Source organism: Escherichia fergusonii ATCC 35469 (genome assembly GCF_000026225.1).
Taxonomy (GTDB): domain Bacteria; phylum Pseudomonadota; class Gammaproteobacteria; order Enterobacterales; family Enterobacteriaceae; genus Escherichia; species Escherichia fergusonii.
Genome location: NC_011740.1, coordinates 3641956 through 3662382 on the forward strand (window position 1 = coordinate 3641956; position 20427 = coordinate 3662382).

Sequence of the window (20427 nt, forward strand, 5' to 3'; positions counted from 1 at the left end):
CGAGTAAGAGGCTAACCTTATGTTGTTGAAGCATAGAGGCAGCCTCACTTTGATTTATAGTCAGGTGGGGCTTTTCTCTGTCTGCCTTTCGGTGAATACCTGAGACAAACAGTCTCAAGCACCCGTGGCTATTCTAGCTTAATAAGTTCTTTTCTTCTCCTTTATATAATCCTAAAAAAAACTCATAAAATTAATATATGAGACAATCTTTATTCAGCAGAAGATTATTAAAGGTTGCTCTATTATTTAGCGATAAAAAAGCCTGCCAAATGGCAGGCTTTTTAATAACGACGTTATTACTGCAACAGCGAAATATCCGCAACGCGCAGGAACAGTTCGCGCAGTTTCTCCAGCATGGTCAGACGGTTGATACGCAATTCTTTGTCATCAACCATTACCATCACTTTATCGAAGAAAGCATCGACCGGTTCACGCAGCTCAGCCAGTTCGACCAGCGCATCCTGGTAACGACCTTCGGCGAAGTACGGCTCCAGTTTATCGCGCAGCACAACCACCTGCATCGCCAGTTTAATTTCTTCCGGCTCTTTCAGAGTAGAGGCATTCACGCGGTCGCTCAGCACTTCGTCTGATTTCGCCAGGATGTTAGATACACGCTTATTCGCCGCCGCCAGTGCTGCCGCTGCATCCAGCGTACGGAAGTGCGATACCGCTTTCATACGGGCATCAAAATCTGCCGGGCGAGTCGGACGACGCGCCAGTACCGCCTGGATGGTGTCAACGGTATAACCTTCGTCCTGATACCAGGCGCGGAAGCGACCGAGCATAAAGTCGATAACGTCATCAACCACGTTGGCATTAGTCAGCTTATCGCCATACAGACGCACCGCTTCTTCGGTCAGCGTTTGCAGATCAAGGTTGAGGTTCTTCTCAACGATAATACGCAGCACGCCAAGTGCGGCACGACGCAGCGCAAAGGGGTCTTTGTCGCCTTTCGGATGCTGACCGATACCGAAGATACCCGCCAGGGTATCCATCTTGTCAGCAATCGCCAGCGCACAAGCCACTGGGTTAGACGGCAGGTCATCACCGGCAAAGCGCGGCTGATACTGCTCATTCAGCGCTACGGCGACATCTTCCGCTTCACCATCGTGACGCGCGTAGTGCATACCCATAACGCCCTGAGTGTCGGTGAACTCGAAGACCATGTTGGTCATCAGGTCGCACTTGGACAGCAGGCCCGCACGGGTTGCGTGGTTAACGTCAGCGCCAATCTGTTCAGCAATCCAGCCAGCCAGCGCCTGGATGCGGTCAGTTTTGTCGCGCAGTGTACCCAGCTGTTGCTGGAACAACACGGTTTGCAGGCGCGGCAGGTTATCTTCCAGACGTTTTTTACGGTCGGTGTTGAAGAAGAACTCGGCATCCGCCAGACGTGGACGAACGACTTTCTCGTTACCAGAGATAATTTGCTGCGGATCTTTCGATTCGATATTGGCAACGAAGATAAAGTTCGGCAGCAGTTTGCCGTCGTTCGCATACACCGGGAAGTATTTCTGGTCACCTTTCATGGTGTAAACCAGCGCTTCAGACGGCACCGCGAGGAATTTCTCTTCGAATTTTGCGGTCAGCACAACCGGCCATTCCACCAGCGAAGCGACTTCTTCCAACAGGCTTTCGCTTAAGTCAGCGTTACCGCCAATCTTACGCGCGGCTTCTTCGGCATCGGCTTTAATCTTCGCCTTACGTTCTTCGTAATCGGCGATAACTTTCCCGCGCTCGCGCAGAATTTCCGGATACTGATCGGCATTGTCGATAGTAAATTCCGGCTCGCCCATAAAGCGGTGGCCGCGAATCACGCGATCGGACTGAATGCCCAGAATGGTTGCCGGAATGACTTTGTCGCCCAGCAGCAGGGTCACGGTGTGAACCGGACGCACGAAGTGCACGTCGCTTGCGCCCCAACGCATCAGTTTCGGAATCGGCAGCTTCGCCAGCGAAGTGGCTACCATATTCGGCAGCAGTGCTTCGGTGCTTTCGCCCTTCACATGAGCGCGATACAGCAACCATTCGCCTTTATCGGTGGTCAGACGCTCAGCCTGGTCAACGGTAATACCGCAACCACGCGCCCAACCTTCTGCCGCTTTACTCGGTTTACCTTCAGCATCGAACGCCTGAGCAATTGCCGGGCCACGTTTTTCGATTTCACGATCCGGTTGTGCTTCCGCCAGGTTAGCTACTTTCAGCGCCAGACGACGCGGAGCAGCAAACCATTGAACGGTGCCATGTGCGAGGCCAGCGTTATCCAGCTCCGCAGTAAAGTTCGCAGCAAAGGACTCAGCCAGGCTGCGCAGTGCTTTTGGTGGCAGCTCTTCAGTGCCGATTTCCACCAGAAAAGTTTTCTCAGACATAGCCGCCTCTTACTTATCTTTGTTGCACATCGGGAAGCCGAGGGCTTCACGGGAAGCGTAGTATGCTTCTGCCACTGCTTTGGTCAGGGTGCGAATGCGCAGAATGTAACGCTGACGCTCGGTGACGGAGATGGCTTTACGCGCATCCAGCAGGTTGAAGCTGTGGGCGGCTTTCAGAATACGCTCGTAGGCTGGCAGCGGCAGTGGATTTTCCAGCGCCAGCAACTGCTGCGCTTCTTTCTCGTATTGCTCGAAGCAGGTGAACAGGAAGTCCACATCCGCGTATTCGAAGTTGTAAGTGGACTGCTCCACTTCGTTCTGATGGAACACGTCGCCGTAGGTGGTTTTACCCAGCGGGCCGTCGCTCCAGACCAGGTCGTAAACGCTGTCTACGCCCTGAATGTACATTGCCAGACGTTCCAGACCGTAGGTGATCTCGCCGGTAACCGGTTTACACTCCAGACCACCAACCTGCTGGAAGTAAGTGAACTGCGTCACTTCCATGCCGTTCAGCCACACTTCCCAGCCCAGCCCCCAGGCACCCAAAGTCGGGTTTTCCCAGTTATCTTCCACGAAACGGATATCGTGGATAGTCGGGTCCATGCCCAGCTCTTTCAGAGAACCGAGGTACAGCTCCTGAATATTGTCCGGCGATGGCTTAATAACCACCTGGAACTGATAGTAGTGCTGTAAGCGGTTGGGGTTTTCGCCGTAGCGACCATCGGTCGGGCGACGAGAAGGCTGAACATAAGCAGCCGCCATCGGTTCTGGCCCCAGCGCGCGCAGACAGGTCATTGGGTGAGAGGTTCCCGCGCCGACTTCCATGTCCAATGGTTGAACAATGGTGCAGCCCTGGCGAGCCCAGTAATCCTGTAAGGTCAGGATCAAGCCCTGGAAGGTCCTGGTATCAAACTTTTGCATATTATTTCGTGCTGGATACGTGTGGATTTAAAGGAAGGGATCAGTATACCCGCTGGATGGAAGATATACAGTACGAAACGGGAAAAAGGCAGGCCTTAGCGCATGGAAAGATGCAAAAAATGGCCATCCGCGTCAAAAGAACAGACAAACTGCTCTTTCCGGAAGGTATAACCGCGCATTTCGTAGCTTCCCTGGAACTGTTCGAAGGCGGTGACGTCGATTTTTTGCGCACCTGTATTATAGCGTTTTGCCGCCTGATCTCTGCATAGCTCTTCCATATTCAATGACCGAATGGGATCAACCTTAACCCTTTGAGCTTTCTGTTCTGGTGGTGGTGTTGAACATCCTGCCATCAACATAAGTACTATTGCTGGAAAGCAATACTTCATCATCATCAAATTACCGTCTTTTGCAGGTGAGTCTTATTATTGAGTTCTGTATAGTGGCTGAGGGGTAAGATTTTACTCAAGCCATTATAATCTGTAGCCATAAAACTCAGATTAATCCAGTGCGATGCTTCAATGATTTATCGGTCAGAATTTTTTTAACCAGACACAGAGACACAGATGCCACCCAAAATTTATTGGATTGATAACCTGCGAGGAATAGCCTGTTTAATGGTGGTGATGATTCATACCACCACATGGTATGTCACTAATGCTCATAGCATTAGCCCTGAAAGTTGGGATTTGGCAAATGTACTAAACTCCGCGTCTCGTGTTAGCGTACCATTGTTTTTTATGATCTCAGGCTATCTCTTCTTTGGTGAACGAAGCGCTCAAACACGCCATTTTTTACGCATTGGATTGTGCCTGATTTTTTATAGCCTTGTGGCACTGTTATATATCTCGCTGTTCACATCGATTAATATTGAGTTATCACTCAAAAATCTGCTGCAAAAACCCGTTTTTTATCACCTGTGGTTTTTCTTCGCCATTATTGTGATATATCTCGTTTCCCCGATTATTCAAGTGAGAAACATAAGCGGTAAGATGTTATTGATACTGATGGTTATTATCGGAATCATTGCTAATCCAAATACAGTACCGCAAAAAATCGATGGAGTCGAATGGCTACCAATAAATTTATATATCAACGGTGATACTGTCTATTACATTCTGTACGGCATGTTAGGTAGAGCTATCGGCATGATGAATACCCAAAAGAGGTCGCTAACCTGGATAAGCGCAATACTGTTTGTTGCAGGAGTGTTTATCATCTCACGAGGCACACTGTATGAATTACAGTGGCGTGGCAACTTTGCGGATACCTGGTATCTTTACTGTGGACCGATGGTATTTATTTGTGCGGTGTCATTACTGACATTCGTAAAAAATACGCTTAATACCCATACAGTTCCGGGACTTAACTTAATATCCCGTCATTCTCTGGGAATATATGGCTTTCATGCTTTTATCATTCATGCCTTGCGTACCCGTGGTCTTGAATTTAAAACATCGCCATTGCTGGATATACTCTGGATATTTAGTATTACGCTGATCAGTAGCTTATTACTTTCTGTAATATTACAAAAAATTGATCGCAGAAGACTGGTCAGTTAGCAACCATTAGCCTGAAAAGTAGAATACCTTTCAGGCTTATACTCGAACCAGTGAGAATATAACATTACTCCGCACGCATTAACTTTATTTGACCAAATATACTGACGAAAAAAGCAACAGGATATATCACCATTTCATAAACATTAATGGGGGCATTCCTGACACCGAGAAACAACAGACCAACAGTAAGTAGTGCAACGAACTGGCAGATACGAGAAAATGTTTCATCTATATTGCTGAATCTTTCTGCACGTAGATATGAGTAAGTCACAAATGTGCCTGTCATTAACACGCCCAGAAAATAGCCTTTCCCACTCAACAGAGGGCATGAATACCATAGCCCCGCCAGGTAGACCAACGCACCAGTAAAAAATAATACTCTTGCTACTGCCTTTGAAATTTGCATTGTGACCTCCCTATCTCTATGACGGGGATACATTACGAGCAACTAACACAAGACAAAACTGAAAAATACCATTAACAAATGATTTTCAGAATACATTCATATTAAATTTTTATTGATTTAAAAAATATATAGATTGGATAAATTCCCCTGCCCGGACAGACAGGGGAATTTATTACCCCATAAGAGGCAGCAATTGCTGATAGAGACGACGGAAAGTGTCACGTTGTGGCTGATATGCCACATGACGTTGAGCATCTGGGGTATGGGTTTGCTCCAGTGGGAGTTGTGGTAGCAATTCTGCCAGCGACTTGTCTTTGCCGACGGCAATTTGTGCCAACCTGGCCGCGCCGAGTGCCGGACCAACATCACCGCCTGTACGATAATCCAGTTGCTGACCACTAATATCCGCCAGCATCTGACGCCAGTACGCACTACGCGCACCACCACCAATTAACGTTACGCTTTGCGGTTTAACACCACATGCGTGGACCACATCCATACCATCGGCCAGGGCATATCCCACTCCCTCAAGCACTGCTTTTGCCAGCTCCGCCGGACCATGCTGATGGGTTAGTCCAAAGAAAACACCCTTCGCCTGTGGATTATTGTGTGGCGTGCGCTCGCCAGAAAGATAAGGTAAGAACCAGACAGGATCGGCCTTTTCATCAGCCTGTTGTGCTGCGTTAATCAGTACCGGAACAGATTCCATACCGGTTAATTTCGCCGCCCAGTCCAGACATGATGCCGCACTCAACATCACTGACATTAAATGCCAGCGTTCCGGCAATGCGTGGCAAAAGCTATGCACGGCGCTTTCCGGCTTGCTCAAAAAGCCTTCGCTAACAGCAAAGTACACACCAGATGTTCCGAGCGACAACATCGCCTGGTTTGCGTCAATCATTCCCACGCCGACGGCCCCTGCGGCGTTATCGCCCCCACCCGCAACAACAGGTACAGATGGCATTCCCCATGCACGGGCAACTTCCGGTAATAACGTGCCGGTGATTTCACTGCCTTCGTAAAGCGCAGGCATATGATCACGGGTTAACTGACAGGCCTCCAGCATGACATCGCTCCAGTCACGCTTCGCCACATCCAGCCACATCGTTCCTGCGGCATCAGACATATCGCTGGCAAAATCGCCCGTCATACGCAGACGCAGATAATCTTTCGGCAGTAACACTTTTGCCACCCGGCTGAAAACCTCCGGTTCGTGACGCTGAACCCAAAGCAGTTTTGGCGCAGTAAAGCCAGGCATCATCAGGTTGCCGGTGATAGCCCGAGACTGTGGTACTTTTTGCTCCAGCAAAGCACACTCTTCACCGCATCGACCGTCATTCCACAAAATAGCCGGGCGCAGAATCTGATTTTGCGAATCAAGAAGCGTTGCTCCATGCATCTGCCCGGCAATACCTAACGCTTTAACACCCTGTAGTGAATGCAACTGCCCCAATGCTTTTACAGCACGGTCGGTTGCCTGCCACCACTGTTCTGGATCTTGCTCTGACCAGAGAGGATAGGGGCGTGATACGGTAAGTTTTTCTGTATGCGACGCGACAACCTCACCCTGTTCATTGAGCAGAATAGCTTTTACACCCGATGTACCAAGATCTATCCCGATATACATAGCGATCATTCCTTACAAAAATGCCCGGTATCGCTACCGCTTACCGGGCTCAGGGACTGTCTTTGTTAACGATTATTTATCGAACAAATAATGATTCACCAGACTTTCCAGTAATTCCTGGTGACCGCTCTGATGGACCGGAGACAGATTATGGTCCTGGGCATATTTTGCCAGGTCACTCAGTGACATCTGGCCTTTCAGAATTTGCTGACCCAGCTCGCTATTCCAGCCGGAGTAACGCTGCGCCACACGTTTGTCCAGTTCACCGTCTTCAATCATACGGGCAGCCACTTTCAATGCCAGCGCCATAGTATCCATTGCGCCAATATGACCGTAGAACAAATCGTATTTATCGGTGCTCTGACGACGAACTTTGGCGTCGAAGTTCAGACCACCGGTGGTAAAGCCACCCGCTTTAAGGATTTCATACATCACCAGCGCATTCTCTTCCACGCTGTTCGGGAACTGGTCGGTATCCCAGCCCAATTGCGCATCACCACGGTTGGCATCAACAGAGCCGAACAGCCCCAGCGCGATGGCGGTGGCAATTTCGTGGTGGAAAGAGTGACCTGCCAGCGTCGCATGGTTAGCTTCGATATTCAGTTTGATCTCTTTTTCCAGACCAAACTGTTTCAGGAAGCCATATACCGTGGCGGCATCGTAATCGTACTGGTGTTTGGTTGGCTCCTGCGGTTTCGGCTCAATCAGCAGTGTGCCCTGGAAGCCAATTTTGTGTTTGTGCTCAACAACCATCTGCATGAAGCGCCCAAGTTGTTCGCGCTCCTGACGCAGATCGGTATTCAGCAGGGTTTCATAACCTTCACGACCACCCCACAGTACATAGTTTTCACCACCCAAGCGTTTGGTTGCTTCCATCGCGGTAACCACTTGTGTTGCCGCCCAACTAAAGACTTCTGGATCCGGGTTAGTTGCCGCCCCTGCGCCGTAGCGTGGGTTAGTAAAGCAGTTCGCTGTACCCCATAGCAGTTTCACACCGCTTTGTTCTTGTTTCGCTGCCAGCACATCAACCATTTCAGCGAAGTTATTTTTGTACTCTTTCAGCGATGCGCCTTCTGGTGACACGTCAACATCATGGAAACAGTAGAACGGTACATTCAGTTTGTGGAAGAATTCAAAGGCTACGTCAGCTTTACGTTTCGCCAGCATTAGCGCTTCACCCGGCTGTTGCCATGGGCGATCAAACGCGCCAACACCAAACATATCCGCACCGTTCCAGCAGAAGGTATGCCAGTAGCAGGCAGCAAAACGCAAGTGATCTTCCATACGTTTACCCAGTACCAGCTCATCAGGATTGTAATGGCGGAATGCTAACGGGTTAGTGGTTTTCGGGCCTTCGTAACGAACACGGTCGAGTTGATCAAAATAAGCCTGCATATTGAACTCCCTAATCAGGTAATACGGCGAGTAACTTCGATGCCTTAATACTGGAATTTCCTGATTTGATGCTCAATTACGTTATTTCACACCCGAATTAAGAGAATACGCAATTGTGCGCTGGCTCGCAAAAACAACAAATTAAAAGCTGATCGCTGTCGAATATTAAAAAATAAACAAAAAACCATAACCCGAAGATAAAAAATGGGAATTGCTTTCCAGTTTTGAGTATGGTGAATTCGCAATGCATCATCGTAGTGATAATATCATTTCGCCCATATTTAGCCGTGCAGGATATGTTCACATGTTTGATAAACGTCACCGTATCACTCTGTTATTTAATGCCAATAAAGCCTACGACCGGCAGGTTGTTGAAGGCGTGGGAGAATATTTACAGGCATCACAATCAGAATGGGACATATTCATTGAAGAGGATTTTCGGGCCCGGATTGATAACATTAAAGACTGGCTCGGCGATGGCGTAATAGCGGATTACGACGATGAAGAAATTGAACACTTACTGGCCGATGTTCATGTTCCCATTGTCGGCGTTGGTGGTTCTTACCATCTGGCAGAAAATTATCCTTATGTACATTATGTCGCCACAGATAACCATGCATTGGTTGAAAGCGCCTTTTTGCATTTAAAAGAAAAAGGGATCAATCGTTTTGCTTTCTATGGTTTGCCTGCTGCCAGTGGCAAACGCTGGGCTGCCGAGCGAGAACATGCCTTCCGCCAGTTGGTTGCGAAAGAAAAATATCGTGGAGTGGTGTATCAGGGCCTACAAACCGCACCAGAAAACTGGCAACACGCCCAGAACAGACTGGCGGACTGGTTACAAACTTTGCCGCCGCAAACAGGCATAATTGCCGTCACAGATTCCCGCGCCCGACATATCCTGCAAGCTTGTGAGCATCTGCATATCCCGGTGCCAGAAAAATTAAGTGTTATTGGGATCGATAACGAAGAACTGACGCGCTACTTATCGCGTGTGGCACTCTCCTCCGTGGCTCAGGGAGCGCGGCAAATGGGCTATCAGGCGGCAAAATTGCTACATCGCTTGCTGAACAAAGAAGAACTGCCGTTACAGCGAATCCTTGTTCCTCCTGTTCGTGTCATTGAGCGCCGTTCCACTGACTATCGTTCCCTGACCGATCCCGCTGTTATTCAGGCGATGCACTTTATTCGTAATCATGCCTGCAAAGGGATAAAGGTTGATCAGGTGCTTGATTCTGTGGGAATTTCTCGCTCAAACCTGGAGAAGCGCTTTAAAGAGGAAGTGGGCGAAACCATTCATGCCGTCATTCACGCTGAAAAACTGGAGAAAGCACGTAGCCTGTTGGTCTCTACCACATTGTCGATCAACGAAATTTCGCAGATGTGTGGCTATCCTTCACTACAGTATTTCTATTCAGTGTTTAAAAAAGAGTACGACACGACACCCAAAGAGTATCGCGATCGGCATAGTGAAGTGTTGGTGATTTAAAAGATACAAAAAAGCCGGAGAGCGCATTGAGCGTGTTCTTCCGGCTTTTAGGGTTACATATGTGCGGCAATTAAGCGCTGGTTATCCTGGTACATCGCGTACAGATAGTTATTGTAGCTCTGCCCTTTTGTAGAATACCCCTTCAGCTTATGAATCATCGCGGTAGCGGTGATTTCCTGATCCGCTTTACGCAGCTGCGCACGTGATTTACGGAACGACGAGTAGGCTGGATGCGTATTCAAGTTAGTGACATAAGCACTCACCGACTCTTTGACAGAATCAAAGTGAGAATAGCCTTTCACTTTACCCGGACCATTATTACAACGACCTTTGCCACATTTCATGCCAAACAAGTTGTTGTTGCTACGTGCCAGTTTCGACGTACCCCAACCGCTTTCTGCTGCAGCCATCGTCGCTACCATGCTGGTAGGAATAATGTCTACACGTTCAAGCAGCGTATTCCACGGGATTTTTCGCGTATTGCCAGACCACTTCACCTTGTAGCGTTTGGCGATATCTTTCAAACGAGCCCGTTCTGAAGGCGACCATTTGCCCTGGTACTGTTTTGAAATCAGCCAGTTACGCTCCGCCGTGATAGCAGCATTTTGACTGGTAATATAAGGCATAACCGTCCGGAGAAACGCTTTTTTCCTTGGTGTTCCGGAAGGGTATTTTCGCAAATCAGGAAGTGAACTGCTCTTTACACTATTGCGAGAATACTCTTGTTTACTGCTTACCTGCTTATTACTAGCCTTAGTTATGTGGGACTTTTGACTCGTTGTTGTCGTGTGCGTCTTCGCTAACACCTCACTCGAAAATACCAAAGTGAGTAACATAAGAATCATCGCCCCATATCTTCGCATGGGAGTCAATATCATCAGGTCTCCTGGTCGGATTTAATCATTCCAACACCTTATCTTTTTCACAAATTTGAGAGTTGAATCTCAAATCATATCAAAAATAGCCCTCAAAAGCACCCCAAGGAATAGTCCAATTCTGAAACTATGTCACGTGCTAACGATTCAGATTGGCGCTAAATCGCAGAAAATGTGGGGTTTATCGCAAAAAATACGCTTAAATCCCGGGCCAAATACTCACCCTTTCGCCTCATCCTCGTGCAATGATTACCAGGGAGGAGTTTTACCGGACTTATCACTGGCAAACTGGTGAAATTCGCAGCAATAAGAGCTCATCCATTATGAAACTTGCCGCCTGTTTTCTGCTACTTCTGCCTGGCGTTGCCGTTGCCGCCACCTGGACTTCCGGGGGATTTCCCACCTTTGACGAACAAAGTACAGGTAAATATGCCAGTCACGCGCAGCTGACCAAAGGTACGCGCGCGTTAACGTTAAATTTTGACCAACAGTGCTGGCAACCTGCGGATGCCATAAAACTCAATCAGATGCTTTCCCTGAAACCTTGTGACAGCACGCCTCCCCAGTGGCGATTATTCCGCGATGGCGAGTACACCTTACAAGTTGATACACGCTCTGGCACGCCAACGTTGATGATTTCGGTGACCAGCACCGCACAACCAACAATAAATCTGATACGTGAATGCCCGAAATGGGATGGGCAACCGCTCACTCTGGATGTCAGTCAAACCTTTCCTGAAGGCGCTGCGATACGTGAATACTACAGTCAGCAAATCGTTACGGTGAAAAATGGCCATATCACCTTAAAACCGGTAACTGAAAGTAACGGCTTACTGCTTCTGGAACACGCAGAAACGCATACTTCCGCCCCTTTCGACTGGCATAACGCCACAGTTTACTTTGTACTGACAGACCGTTTTGAAAATGGTGATCCCGGCAATGACCAAAGTTACGGACGCCATAAAGATGGCATGCAGGAAATTGGCACCTTCCACGGTGGTGATTTACGCGGGCTGACCAACAAACTGGATTATCTCCAGCAACTGGGCGTCAATGCTTTATGGATCAGCGCCCCGTTTGAGCAAATTCATGGCTGGGTTGGCGGCGGTACAAAAGGCGACTTCCCGCATTATGCCTATCATGGCTATTACACCCAGGACTGGACGAACCTTGATGCCAATATAGGCAGCGAAGCCGAACTGCGGGCACTGGTTGACGGTGCGCACCAGCGCGGTATCCGAATTATTTTTGATGTGGTGATGAACCATACTGGCTATGCCACGCTGGCGGATATGCAGGAGTTTCAGTTCGGCGCGTTATACCTTTCCGGTGACGAGCTGAAAAAAACACTGGGCGAGCGCTGGAGTGACTGGAAGCCCGCTGCCGGGCAAACATGGCATAGCTTTAACGATTACATCAATTTCAGCGACAAAACAGGCTGGGAAAAGTGGTGGGGAAAAAACTGGATCCGTACCGATATTGGTGATTACGACAATCCCGGTTTTGACGATCTCACCATGTCGCTGGCCTTTCTACCGGATATAAAAACTGAATCCACTACCGCTTCTGGCCTGCCGGTATTCTATAAAAACAAACCGGATACTCACGCCAAAGCCATCGATGGTTATACGCCGCGCGATTATTTAACTCACTGGCTAAGCCAATGGGTACGCGATTATGGTATCGACGGATTCCGGGTGGATACGGCCAAACATGTTGAGTTGCCCGCCTGGCAACAACTAAAAACCGAAGCCAGTGCCGCACTTAACGAGTGGAAGAAAGCTAATCCCGAAAAAGCGTTAGATGACAATTCCTTCTGGATGACCGGAGAAGCCTGGGGTCATGGCGTGATGCAAAGCGACTACTACCGCAACGGCTTCGACGCGATGATCAATTTCGATTATCAGGAGCAAGCAGCGAAAGCGGTAGATTGCCTGGCACAGATGGACAACATCTGGCAGCAAATGGCAGAGAAATTGCAGGATTTCAACGTACTAAGTTATCTCTCCTCACACGATACTCGTCTGTTCCGCGAAGGTGGCAAAAAATCAGCAGAACTGCTTTTACTCGCTCCTGGTGCAGTGCAAATTTTTTACGGTGATGAATCCTTACGTCCGTTTGGCCCCACCGGTTCAGATCCGTTGCAAGGCACTCGTTCGGATATGAACTGGCAGGATGTCAGCGATAAATCCGCCGCCAGCGTCAAGCACTGGCAGCGCATCAGCCAGTTCCGCGCCCGTCACCTGGCAATAGGCGCAGGCAAACAAACCACGTTATCTTTGCCACAAGGTTACGGATTTGTTCGCGAACATGGCGACGATAAAGTGATGGTTATCTGGGCGGGCCAACATTAATGGTTTTGGCTTCCCGTGTGGCAAACTGCCGGGAAGCCTTATCAGAATCAAATTCTATTTAATAGACAGTACCCAGCATAAACCGCCAATCACGCCACTTACAGCTGATTTGCACCCCACCAAATGTAGCGTTATTGTTACCTTCCTTGATACTGAGTTCGACAGAAAATCCGCTATGACATTCTCACTTTTTGGCGACAAATTTACCCGCCATTCTGGCATTACCCAGCTGATGGAAGATCTTAACGACGGTTTACGTACACCTGGCGCGATTATGCTTGGTGGTGGAAATCCGGCGCAGATCCCGGAAATGCACGACTACTTCCAGACGCTGCTGACAGACATGCTGGCAAGTGGCAAAGCCACCGATGCCTTGTGTAATTACGACGGACCGCAAGGCAAGACAGAACTGCTGACAGCACTGGCCGGACTGCTACGTGAGAAGCTGGGTTGGGATATTGAACCTCAGAATATTGCACTAACAAATGGCAGCCAGAGTGCATTTTTCTACTTGTTTAATCTGTTTGCCGGACGACGCGCTGATGGTCGCGTCAAAAAGGTGCTGTTCCCGTTAGCCCCGGAATACATTGGCTATGCTGATTCCGGGCTGGAAGAGGATCTGTTTGTCTCTGCACGCCCGAATATCGAACTCTTGCCGGAAGGCCAGTTTAAGTATCACGTGGACTTTGAACATCTGCGTATTGGCGAAGAAACGGGGATGATTTGTGTCTCCAGACCAACTAACCCGACAGGGAATGTGATCACTGATGACGAATTGATAAAGCTGGATGCATTGGCTAATCAACACGGTATTCCATTAGTGATTGATAATGCCTATGGCGTGCCATTCCCCGGAATTATCTTCAGCGAAGCGCGTCCGCTGTGGAATCCCAATATCGTGTTATGCATGAGTCTCTCCAAACTGGGGCTACCCGGTTCCCGCTGCGGCATTATTATTGCCAATGAAAAGATCATCACTGCCATTACCAATATGAACGGCATTATCAGTCTCGCACCTGGCGGTATTGGCCCGGCGATGATGTGTGAAATGATCAAACGTAATGATTTGCTACGCCTGTCGGAAACAGTGATTAAGCCGTTTTACTTTCAGCGCGTTCAACAGACAATCGCGATTATTCGTCGCTACTTGCCAGAAGATCGCTGTTTGATTCACAAGCCTGAAGGCGCGATCTTCCTTTGGTTATGGTTTAAAGATTTACCCATTACCACCGAGCAGCTTTATCAACGCCTAAAAGCTCGTGGGGTGCTGATGGTGCCCGGTCACTACTTTTTCCCTGGGCTGGATAAACCGTGGCCGCATACGCACCAATGTATGCGCATGAACTACGTACCAGAGCCGGAGAAAATTGAAGAGGGCGTGAAGATTCTGGCAGAAGAGATTGAACGCGCCTGGGCGGAAAGTCATTAATCAAGCACCCCGGCACTGAAACAGGCCGGGGATGTTTTAAACAGGTTGTTGCCGCAGCCGCTGACGCTGTACTTGCATCGCATCCACGCACTGCAACGCATGTGTCGGGCAAGCTTCAACGCAGGCAGGCCCGTTATCCCGATGCCAACAGAGATCGCATTTAATCGCCTGCACCTGAGATTCCTGCGCAACAACTCTCATCGCCCCAAACGGGCAAGCCAACATGCAGCTCTTGCAGCCAATACAACGCGACTGTTCTACAAAGATATGCCCTCGTTCACGGCGAATCGCCTGTACCGGACAGACATTTGCACACGGGGCATCTTCGCACTGATGACAGGCAACCGCCGTGGTAAAGGCTTGATCTTTGATTACCCGAATACGCGACACCATTTCGGCAGGCGACAGTGCGGCACAATCCTGATTTTGTTGATGCGACACCGCACAAGCCACCTCGCAGGTGCGACAGCCGATACACTTACCAGCATCGGCCATAATAAATCGGTTCATTCCCTTCCCCCCGTCGTAAAACGCTAAGAGTGCCAGACGAAATATCATTCTCGCCTTGATCAAAAAAGGGGTACGAGAAAAATTTGTCAGAATTTCATCAAGTTTTGATCGTTCGCTCAATCACGTACCGTAAAGCCAAGCTCGCGGGAAATTGCCTGAGCGGTTTCCTGTAGCGGCTTAAGCAGATTGCTTTCGCCGATTTGTTTAAGACGTGACGTCGAAAGAGAGATAGAAACTGCGTACGGCACCCGCCCGTGAATATCAAATACAGGTACAGCAATACAGGAAACACCTATTTCATTCTCTTCCCGGTCCATCGCCATGCTGCTTTCACGAATTTGCGCTAACTCTTTATACATCTCAGGTAATTCAGTGATGGTATTGCGCGTCAATGGCTGGATCTCCTCCTGATGGCTTTCCCAGTAAGATTTCACATATTCCGGCTGACCAAACGCCATGTAGATTTTGCCCATCGCCGAACAGTAGAGCGGCATATGCTGACCAATATAAGCGCGGGTTCGCAGCATCCCGGTGGTGGGTTCCAGTTTATAAATCAAAATCGCGTGATCATCTTCGCGGCTGGAGAAATTAATCGTTTTACCGGTAGCAATATTCAACGCCTCAAGATGCGGAGCGGCAATATGAATGATATTCAGCGATGACAATGCTTTTTGCCCAACGGCGATAAATTTGGTGGTCAGGCGGTAGCTACCCGCTGCCGGAGCTGTTGTCACATAACCGCAGGACTGTAGCCCCTGCAATAAACGGTGGACGGTACTTTTGTTCAGCCCTGCCAGTTCAGAGAGAAGCGCCAGTGGACATCCGTTGGGATAGTTACTGAGGATCTCAATCAACATCAAACCGCGAAACAGGCTCTGACTTCCGGCTGGCCTTTCTTTTTCTTGCGTCATATCGCCCTCTTTTTTCCCCATATTCGGCTTCCCATTTTGTCGCGCCCTGATGGTAGCGCAAAGTGTGTCGCAGTTCACGATCTCGACAGATAATTTACAACATATTGATTTTGTTTATTTTTTAAAATCATGAATCAGATTGCTTTGTTAAATAGCGATCGATATATTTGAAATCAAATTTCGCATAGTGAAATTTAGCGATAAAAAAGCGATCACACAAAAATAAGGAATCCAGGGATGAAAGTGTCATTTGAACAGTTAAAAGCAGCCTTCAATCGGGTATTACTTTCCCGGGGAGTGGCTGTTGAAACCGCCGATGCCTGTGCTGAAATGTTTGCCCGCACCACCGAATCAGGCGTTTATTCTCACGGTGTTAACCGCTTCCCACGCTTCATCCAACAACTGGATAATGGCGATATCATTCCCGATGCCGAGGCCAAACGTATAACCACTCTTGGCGCTATCGAGCAATGGGATGCTCAGCGTTCAATCGGCAATCTGACGGCGAAAAAGATGATGGATCGCGCCATTGAACTGGCTGCCGATCACGGTATTGGTCTGGTGGCGTTGCGTAATGCCAACCACTGGATGCGCGGCGGCAGCTACGGCTGGCAGGCGGCGGAAAAAGGCTATATTGGCATTTGCTGGACCAACTCCATCGCCGTAATGCCGCCGTGGGGCGCAAAAGAGTGTCGCATCGGCACTAACCCGCTGATCGTCGCCATTCCTTCTACCCCAATCACCATGGTCGATATGTCGATGTCGATGTTTTCCTACGGCATGTTAGAAGTTAACCGCCTTGCAGGTCGTCAGCTCCCGGTCGATGGCGGCTTTGACGATGAAGGCAACCTCACCAAAGAACCTGGTGTAATCGAGAAAAATCGCCGCATTTTGCCGATGGGCTACTGGAAAGGTTCTGGTATGTCGATCGTGCTGGATATGATCGCTACTCTCCTTTCCGACGGCGCATCCGTTGCCGAAGTCACCCAGGATAACAGCGACGAATATGGCGTTTCGCAAATCTTTATCGCCATCGAAGTGGATAAATTGATCGACGGCCCCACCCGCGATGCCAAGCTGCAACGCATCATGGATTACGTTACTACCGCTGAACGTGCCGATGAAAACCAGGCCATTCGCTTACCCGGCCACGAATTTACCACCCTGCTGGCAGAAAACCGCCGTAACGGTATTACCGTTGATGACAGCGTATGGGCTAAAATCCAGGCGTTATAAGGAGATAAGCCATGATTTTTGGACATATCGCGCAGCCTAACCCGTGCCGTTTTCCCGCCGCCATTGAAAAGGCGCTCGATTTTCTGCGCGCTACCGATTTCAACGCCCTGGAGCCGGGCGTTGTCGAAATCGACGGCAAAAATATTTATGCGCAAATTATCGATTTAACGACACGTCCGGCGGAGGAAAATCGCCCGGAAGTACATCGTCGCTATATTGATATTCAATTTCTGGCGTGGGGCAAAGAGAAAATCGGCATTGCTATTGATACAGGAAATAATAAAGTCAGCGAATCACTATTAGAGCAGCGCGATATTATTTTTTATCACGATAGTGAACATGAATCATTTATAGAAATGATACCGGGTAGCTACGCTATTTTCTTTCCTCAGGATGTTCATCGACCAGGCTGTATTCTGCAAACAGCCTCTGAGATACGAAAAGTTGTGGTTAAAGTCGCATTAACGGCGCTAAATTAATCGAATAATCGTCTACGCCAGAACGCCTGGGTAATGTTATTGCTCTAACTATATTAATAATTCAGGTTGCTGCACATGCAACTTGAATTATGACAAACATAGCCTCAAGGAATAGCTATGAAAAAAATACTTGAAGCAATACTGGCGATTAATCTCGCCGTACTTTCCTGTATTGTGTTTATAAACATTATTTTAAGATATGGTTTTCAGACAAGTATTTTATCTGTAGATGAATTGTCGCGTTATTTATTTGTCTGGTTAACCTTTATTGGCGCGATTGTGGCTTTTATGGATAACGCCCACGTTCAGGTTACCTTTCTGGTGGAGAAACTCTCCCCCGCGTGGCAGCGGCGAGTCGCTCTGATCACCCATTCCTTAATATTATTTATTTGTGGCGCACTGGCCTGGGGCGCAACGCTAAAAACAATTCAGGACTGGAGCGATTATTCACCGATCCTCGGCTTGCCCATCGGCCTGATGTATGCCGCTTGTCTGCCCACCAGCCTCGTTATCGCATTCTTTGAGCTGCGCCTTTTATATCAACTCATCACGCGTAGCAATTCCCTAACGCCGCCACCGCAAGGAGCTTAATCATGGCTGTGCTGATTTTTCTGGGCTGCCTGTTGGGTGGCATTGCTATCGGTTTGCCTATTGCCTGGTCGCTACTGTTGTGCGGGGCGGCGCTTATGTTCTGGCTGGATATGTTTGATGTCCAGATCATGGCGCAAACGCTGGTAAACGGTGCTGACAGCTTCTCCCTGCTGGCGATTCCGTTCTTTGTACTGGCGGGTGAAATCATGAATGCGGGCGGCTTATCAAAACGCATTGTTGACCTGCCGATGAAACTGGTGGGGCATAAACCAGGCGGGCTGGGCTACGTCGGCGTGCTGGCGGCTATGATTATGGCGAGCCTTTCTGGTTCTGCTGTTGCTGATACCGCCGCCGTTGCCGCGCTATTAGTGCCGATGATGCGCAGCGCTAACTACCCGGTCAACCGGGCTGCGGGGCTGATTGCCTCTGGCGGCATTATCGCGCCAATTATTCCCCCTTCCATTCCGTTTATTATCTTCGGTGTTTCCAGCGGATTATCCATCAGTAAGTTGTTTATGGCGGGTATTGCCCCAGGCATTATGATGGGCGCAACGCTGATGCTCACCTGGTGGTGGCAGGCCAGTCGTCTTAATTTACCCCGTCAGCAAAAAGCAACGAAACGAGAAATCTGGCAATCTTTTGTTTCCGGTATCTGGGCGCTATTTCTTCCGGTCATTATTATTGGCGGCTTTCGCTCCGGTCTGTTTACCCCTACCGAAGCCGGGGCCGTTGCTGCTTTCTATGCGTTGTTTGTCGCCACAGTTATTTACCGTGAAATGACCTTCGCCACACTTTGGCATGTACTCATTGGCGCGGCGAAAACGACCTCAGTGGTGATGTTTCTGGTGGCCTCGGCACAAGTTTCTGCCTGGCTGATTACCATTGCTGAATTGCCGATGATGGTTTCTGATTTACTGCAACCGTTGGTCGATTCACCGCGTCTGCTGTTTATCGTCATTATGGTGGCTATCCTGATTGTCGGCATGGTCATGGATTTAACGCCGACGGTGTTAATTCTTACCCCGGTATTAATGCCTTTAGTTAAAGAGGCAGGAATCGATCCGATTTATTTCGGTGTCATGTTTATCATCAACTGCTCAATCGGCTTAATTACACCGCCTATCGGTAATGTGCTTAACGTTATTTCAGGGGTGGCTAAACTCAAATTCGATGATGCAGTCAGAGGCGTTTTCCCTTACGTCCTGGTTTTATATTCCTTATTAGCCTTATTTGTTTTTATTCCCGATCTCATCATCCTCCCGTTGAAATGGATTAATTAAAAGGAAAATATTATGAAATTACGTTCTGTAACCTACGCATTATTCATTGCTGGCCTGGCTGCATTCAGTACATCTTCACTGGCGACACAATCATTACGTTTCGGTTATGAAACATCGCAAACCGACTCTCAACATATTGCGGCGAAAAAATTTAATGATTTATTGCAGGAGAGAACCAAAGGCGAGCTGAAATTAAAACTGTTCCCGGACAGTACTCTCGGTAACGCACAAGCGATGATCAGTGGCGTGCGTGGCGGCACTATTGATATGGAGATGTCTGGCTCGAATAACTTTGCCGGATTATCACCTGTGATGAACCTGCTTGATGTTCCTTTCCTGTTCCGCGATACCGCCCACGCGCATAAAACGCTCGACGGCAAAGTCGGCGATGAACTGAAGGCCTCCCTTGAAGGTAAGGGACTGAAAGTACTGGCCTACTGGGAAAACGGCTGGCGCGATGTCACCAACTCACGCCAACCGGTTAAAACGCCTGGCGACCTGAAAGGGCTGAAAATCCGCACCAACAACAGCCCGATGAATATCGCCGCATTTAAAGTATTTGGCGCTAACCCTATCCCGATGCCGTTTGCCGAAGTCTATACCGGACTGGAAACACGCACTATCGACGCTCAGGAACATCCCATCAACGTCGTCTGGTCGGCAAAATTTTATGAAGTGCAGAAGTACCTATCTCTGACTCACCATGCCTATTCCCCGCTTCTGGTAGTGATCAACAAAGCGAAATTTGATGGCTTAAGCCCGGAGTTCCAGCAAGTGCTTATCTCATCAGCACAAGAAGCAGGTAACTACCAGCGCAAACTGGTCGCCGAAAATCAGCAAAAAATCATCGACGGCATGAAAGACGCTGGCGTGGAAGTCATCACCGAACTTGATCGCAAAGCCTTTAGCGACGCTCTGGGTACTCAGGTCCGCGACATGTTTGTAAAAGATGTTCCGCAGGGCGCTGACCTGCTGAAAGCCGTGGATGAGGTGCAATAA

At 48.8% G+C, this 20427-nt stretch carries 18 protein-coding genes; 9 read left to right on the forward strand and 9 right to left on the reverse strand.

Features of this window, described 5'->3' with window-relative positions:
- Positions 1-296: 296 nt before the first annotated feature.
- From glyS to EFER_RS17860, 3 genes are all read right to left on the reverse strand, one after another.
- The gene (glyS, locus tag EFER_RS17850) at positions 297-2366 is read right to left on the reverse strand and encodes a glycine--tRNA ligase subunit beta (protein WP_001291786.1); all 2070 of its coding nucleotides are present in this window, start codon (positions 2364-2366) and stop codon (positions 297-299) included.
- A 9-nt stretch (positions 2367-2375) separates the two neighbouring features.
- Positions 2376-3287, reverse strand: a complete 912-nt coding sequence (gene glyQ, locus EFER_RS17855) for a glycine--tRNA ligase subunit alpha (RefSeq protein WP_001168544.1) — start codon at positions 3285-3287, stop codon at positions 2376-2378.
- A gap of 95 nt (positions 3288-3382) precedes the next feature.
- Positions 3383-3682 carry a YsaB family lipoprotein gene (locus EFER_RS17860; RefSeq protein ID WP_024256552.1) on the reverse strand — a complete coding sequence of 100 codons (300 nt, stop codon included), beginning with the start codon at positions 3680-3682 and terminating at the stop codon, positions 3383-3385.
- 171 nt (positions 3683-3853) lie between these two features.
- On the opposite strand from EFER_RS17860, the gene EFER_RS17865 reads away from it, so the two are divergent.
- Positions 3854-4849 (forward strand): acyltransferase, encoded by a 996-nt coding sequence (locus tag EFER_RS17865; protein ID WP_015953832.1) that lies wholly within the window; start codon positions 3854-3856, stop codon positions 4847-4849.
- Between the two features lie 64 nt (positions 4850-4913).
- Here EFER_RS17865 and yiaB read toward each other — a convergent pair whose 3' ends face one another.
- From yiaB to xylA, 3 genes are all read right to left on the reverse strand, one after another.
- Positions 4914-5255: an inner membrane protein YiaB gene (gene yiaB, locus EFER_RS17870; RefSeq protein WP_001167262.1), complete on the reverse strand. Its 342-nt coding sequence runs from the start codon at positions 5253-5255 to the stop codon at positions 4914-4916.
- Positions 5256-5427: 172 nt separating this feature from the next.
- Complete coding sequence (gene xylB, locus EFER_RS17875; RefSeq protein WP_000275332.1) at positions 5428-6882, reverse strand: xylulokinase; 1455 nt, start codon at positions 6880-6882, stop codon at positions 5428-5430.
- A gap of 72 nt (positions 6883-6954) precedes the next feature.
- Positions 6955-8277, reverse strand: a complete 1323-nt coding sequence (xylA, locus tag EFER_RS17880) for a xylose isomerase (RefSeq protein WP_001149554.1) — start codon at positions 8275-8277, stop codon at positions 6955-6957.
- 304 nt (positions 8278-8581) lie between these two features.
- On the opposite strand from xylA, the gene xylR reads away from it, so the two are divergent.
- The gene (gene xylR, locus EFER_RS17885; protein ID WP_000459815.1) at positions 8582-9763 is read left to right on the forward strand and encodes a D-xylose utilization transcriptional activator XylR; all 1182 of its coding nucleotides are present in this window, start codon (positions 8582-8584) and stop codon (positions 9761-9763) included.
- Positions 9764-9816: 53 nt separating this feature from the next.
- On the opposite strand, the gene EFER_RS17890 is transcribed toward xylR, so the two are convergent.
- Positions 9817-10641 (reverse strand): protein bax, encoded by an 825-nt coding sequence (locus EFER_RS17890; RefSeq protein ID WP_002431798.1) that lies wholly within the window; start codon positions 10639-10641, stop codon positions 9817-9819.
- Between the two features lie 320 nt (positions 10642-10961).
- On the opposite strand from EFER_RS17890, the gene malS reads away from it, so the two are divergent.
- Together malS and avtA are read left to right on the forward strand one after the other, a co-directional pair.
- A complete protein-coding gene (malS, locus tag EFER_RS17895) occupies positions 10962-12992 on the forward strand; it encodes an alpha-amylase (RefSeq protein WP_000761196.1) in 2031 nt (676 codons plus the stop codon).
- Positions 12993-13167: 175 nt separating this feature from the next.
- On the forward strand, positions 13168-14421 hold the full coding sequence (gene avtA, locus EFER_RS17900) for a valine--pyruvate transaminase (RefSeq protein ID WP_000144372.1): 1254 nt from the start codon (positions 13168-13170) through the stop codon (positions 14419-14421).
- Positions 14422-14457: 36 nt separating this feature from the next.
- Here the strand turns inward: avtA and EFER_RS17905 are convergent, their stop codons facing one another.
- On the reverse strand, positions 14458-14931 hold the full coding sequence (locus tag EFER_RS17905) for a 4Fe-4S dicluster domain-containing protein (protein ID WP_001078806.1): 474 nt from the start codon (positions 14929-14931) through the stop codon (positions 14458-14460).
- Between the two features lie 116 nt (positions 14932-15047).
- Positions 15048-15863 (reverse strand): IclR family transcriptional regulator YiaJ, encoded by an 816-nt coding sequence (gene yiaJ, locus EFER_RS17910; RefSeq protein WP_000516594.1) that lies wholly within the window; start codon positions 15861-15863, stop codon positions 15048-15050.
- 216 nt (positions 15864-16079) lie between these two features.
- On the opposite strand from yiaJ, the gene yiaK reads away from it, so the two are divergent.
- The 5 genes from yiaK to yiaO all read left to right on the forward strand — a co-directional run bounded on the left by yiaK (position 16080) and on the right by yiaO (position 20427).
- Positions 16080-17078, forward strand: a complete 999-nt coding sequence (gene yiaK, locus EFER_RS17915; RefSeq protein WP_000868495.1) for a 3-dehydro-L-gulonate 2-dehydrogenase — start codon at positions 16080-16082, stop codon at positions 17076-17078.
- Positions 17079-17089: 11 nt separating this feature from the next.
- Positions 17090-17557 (forward strand): NanQ anomerase/TabA/YiaL family protein, encoded by a 468-nt coding sequence (locus EFER_RS17920; RefSeq protein ID WP_000576064.1) that lies wholly within the window; start codon positions 17090-17092, stop codon positions 17555-17557.
- A 117-nt stretch (positions 17558-17674) separates the two neighbouring features.
- Positions 17675-18148, forward strand: a complete 474-nt coding sequence (yiaM, locus tag EFER_RS17925) for a 2,3-diketo-L-gulonate TRAP transporter small permease YiaM (protein WP_000721660.1) — start codon at positions 17675-17677, stop codon at positions 18146-18148.
- Positions 18149-18150: 2 nt separating this feature from the next.
- The gene (yiaN, locus tag EFER_RS17930; RefSeq protein ID WP_000279617.1) at positions 18151-19428 is read left to right on the forward strand and encodes a 2,3-diketo-L-gulonate TRAP transporter large permease YiaN; all 1278 of its coding nucleotides are present in this window, start codon (positions 18151-18153) and stop codon (positions 19426-19428) included.
- Between the two features lie 12 nt (positions 19429-19440).
- Complete coding sequence (gene yiaO, locus EFER_RS17935) at positions 19441-20427, forward strand: 2,3-diketo-L-gulonate TRAP transporter substrate-binding protein YiaO (RefSeq protein ID WP_000776908.1); 987 nt, start codon at positions 19441-19443, stop codon at positions 20425-20427.